The organism is Roseomonas sp. TS2 (assembly GCF_058833935.1).
The window spans coordinates 1-2,863 of the sequence record NZ_JCACVY010000309.1 but is presented as its reverse complement, the minus strand read 5'-3'; the positions used below and the strand labels follow the sequence as shown (position 1 = coordinate 2,863).

The following is a 2,863-nucleotide window of genomic DNA, read 5'->3' as shown; positions in this document are numbered from 1 at the left end:
TCACGCCACCCGCTCCCCCTCGAGCTTCTCGACGAAGACCTTCAGCTTGCCGCCGCAGGCCAGCCCCACCTCCCAGGCGCGCTCGTCGCTGATGCCGAAATCGAGCAGCTGCGGCGTGCCCTCGGCCATCGTCTTGCGGGCGGCCTCGGCCACCGCGCCCTCGATGCAGCCGCCCGAGACGCTGCCCGCCATCCGGCCGGAGGCGGTGACGGCGAGGTTGGAGCCGGCAGGGCGGGGCGAGCTGCCCCAGGTCTCCACCACGGTGGCCAGCGCCACCGTCTCGCCCTCGGCCAGCCAGCCGGCGGCGGTGGCGAGGATGTCTTCCTGGTCGCTCATCGTGATCCTCCGACAGGTTGGCCCATGGGCTGGCGTGGCGCGGGGCCGGAGAGGGTCCGCACCAGCGCGCGCAGGCTTTCAATGTTGTGGACCGGGCGGTGCTCATGCACCAGGGGGAGCATGGTGCGTATGCCCTGCGAGCGGGGCTGGAAGCCGCTGTAGCGCAGCAGCGGGTTCAGCCAGATCAGCCGGCGGCAGGAATGGCGCAGCCGCTCGGTGGCGGCGGCGAGGCGGGCGAGGTCGGCCGCGTCGCCGCGCTCCAGCCCGTCGGTGATCAGCAGCACCACGGCGCCCTGGCCCAGCACGCGGCGGCCCCATTGCCGGTTGAACAGGTCGAGCGCCTCGCCGATGCGGGTGCCGCCCGACCAGTCCGGCACCAGGTGGCTGACCATCTCGAAGGCCACCTCGGCGTCGCGGTGCCGGAGCGGGCGGGTGATGTTGGTCAGCCGGGTGCCGAACAGGAAGGTGGAGACGCGGTCCCGGTCGTTGGTCACGGCGTGCAGGAAGTGCAGCAGCACCTGGGCGTAGCGCGCCATGCTGCCGGAGATGTCGCAGATCGCCACCAGCGGCGGCGGCCGCTCCACCCGGCGGGAGCGGTGCAGCGCCGAGACCTCGCCGCCCTGGCGCATGGCGTGGCGCAGCGTGGCGCGCAGGTCGGCGCGCGGCCCGGCGGGGTCGGGGCGGAAGCGGCGTGTCGGCCGCTTGTCGAGCGGCAGGGCGAGGCGGCGGATCTCCTGCCGCGCCGCTGCCAGCTCGGCCGCGCCCATCGCCTCGAAATCCATTTTTGCGAGTGCCTCGCTGGCGCTCACCGTCAGGCTGGCATCGACCTCCCGCTCGGGCTTCTGCGGCGGCAGCGGCGGCGGGGCCTGGCCGCCCAGCGCCTCGGCCAGCCTGCGGCCACCCGGTGGCGGCTTGGGCGGCGGCTGGCCCTGGCTCAGCGCGTCCATGGCGGCGGCGTGGCGGCCGGCCTCCGGGTCTCGCCACCAGAGGCGGAAGGCGTGGTCGAACAGGTGCTGGTGCTCGTGCCGGTGCACCAGCGTGGCGCGCAGCGCCGCCTGGGCCTGCCGGCGGTCGGCGAGGTCGATGCGGGTCAGCGCCTCGGCGCCGGCCAGCATCTCGGCCGGGCCGATCGGCAGGCCGGCGCGCCGCAGCAGCCGGCCGAAGCCGAGCAGGTTGGCGGCCAGCGCGCCGGCGGGCGGCGCGCCGCTCATGCCGGAAGGCGGCCCGTCACCGCTCCGGGCATCAGAAGGGCATAGCCGGGGCGGGGGGCTGCTTCACCGCCTCCACCAGCCTCGCCGTCTCGGCACCGCGCAGCTTGGCGATGTCGTCCTGGTACTTCAGAAGCGCGCCCAGGGTCTCGTCCACCAGCACCGGCTCCAGCTCGGTGGCGTCCAGGGCGCGCAGCGCGTTGGCCCAGTCGATCGTCTCCGCGACGCCCGGCAGCTTGAAGAAATCGCCGCCGCGCAGCTTCTGCACGAAGGCCACCACCTGCGCCGAGAGCGCCTCCGGCAGGCCGGGGGCGCGGCTGGCCAGGATGGCGCGCTCGCGCAACGCATCCGGGTAGTCCACCCAGTGGTAGAGGCAGCGGCGGCGGATGGCGTCGTGCACCTCCCGCGTGCGATTGCTGGTCAGCACCACGATGGGCGGCGTCTCGGCCCGCACGGGGCTGTGCTCGGGGCCCAGCTCCGGGATGGAGAGCTGGAAATCGGCCAGGATCTCCAGCAGGAAGGCCTCGAAGGGCTCGTCCGCGCGGTCCAGCTCGTCGATCAGAAGCACGGCGGGCGGGCCGGAGAGGGCGGCCAGCAGCGGCCGCTCCTGCAGGTAGCGCCGGTCGTAGATGCCGGCCTCCAGCCGGGCGCGGCCCGCCTCGCCCTGCGTCTCGCCGGCGGCCTCGGCCAGGCGGATGGCCATGAGCTGGCGCGCATGGTTCCACTCATAGGCCGCCGCCTGCAGGTCCAGCCCGTCATAGCATTGCAGCCGCACCAGCCGGCGGCCGAGGCCGCTGGCCAGCACCTTGGCGATCTCCGTCTTGCCGGTGCCCGGCTCCCCCTCCAGGAAGAGGGGGCGGCCCATGACCAGCGCCAGATGCACGGTGGTGGCCAGCGCACGGTCGGCCACATAGCCGCCGAGGGCCAGGAGCCTTTCCGTCTCCGCGACGGAACCGGGCAAGGCGGAACCGGGCAAGGCGGAGCCGGGCGGCGGCGAGGCCGGGGAGGAGGCGGGCATCGGCGCCACGGCTCAGCCGAGCACGAACAGCAGGAACAGGATCACCAGGAACACCGCCGAGCCGCCCCAGAACAGCAGCGGCAGGCCCATGATCTCGGCCGGCAGAAGCTGGAAGATGGAGAGGCCGGGCGAGGGCGCAGCCACCGGCGTGGCATAGCCGCGCTTCGGCGCGCGCTCGTGGCTGGTGTGGCCGCCCGTCTGCAGCGTGGCGGGCTTGCCGCCGGGCGGGGTCTCGCCGGCATGCTCGGCCAGGCCCGCGCCGATCAGCGTGGCGGCGCCGAGGCGCTCCACCGGCGCGGCG

At 74.6% G+C, this 2,863-nt stretch carries 3 protein-coding genes and 1 pseudogene; all 4 read right to left on the bottom strand.

All coding sequences use genetic code 11. From position 1 onward, the window contains the following. Positions 1 to 336, bottom strand: a complete 336-nt coding sequence (locus ACZJYS_RS23825; RefSeq protein WP_109515325.1) for an XdhC family protein — start codon at positions 334 to 336, stop codon at positions 1 to 3. Then, a complete protein-coding gene (locus ACZJYS_RS23820) occupies positions 333 to 1,547 on the bottom strand; it encodes a vWA domain-containing protein (RefSeq protein ID WP_109515326.1) in 1,215 nt (404 codons plus the stop codon). Before ACZJYS_RS23820 ends, ACZJYS_RS23825 begins: the two co-directional genes overlap by 4 nt. A 31-nt stretch (positions 1,548 to 1,578) precedes the next feature. After that, complete coding sequence (locus ACZJYS_RS23815) at positions 1,579 to 2,562, bottom strand: AAA family ATPase (RefSeq protein ID WP_493180573.1); 984 nt, start codon at positions 2,560 to 2,562, stop codon at positions 1,579 to 1,581. Positions 2,563 to 2,574: 12 nt separating this feature from the next. Continuing rightward, a pseudogene (locus ACZJYS_RS23810) lies at positions 2,575 to 2,863 on the bottom strand (hypothetical protein); the annotation flags it as partial.

Coding starts and splice junctions, on each gene's coding strand:
- ACZJYS_RS23815 (WP_493180573.1), bottom strand. CDS start 2,562: ATGCCCGCCTCCTCCCCGGCCTCGCCGCCGCCCGGCTCCGCCTTGCCC.
- ACZJYS_RS23825 (WP_109515325.1), bottom strand. CDS start 336: ATGAGCGACCAGGAAGACATCCTCGCCACCGCCGCCGGCTGGCTGGCC.
- ACZJYS_RS23820 (WP_109515326.1), bottom strand. CDS start 1,547: ATGAGCGGCGCGCCGCCCGCCGGCGCGCTGGCCGCCAACCTGCTCGGC.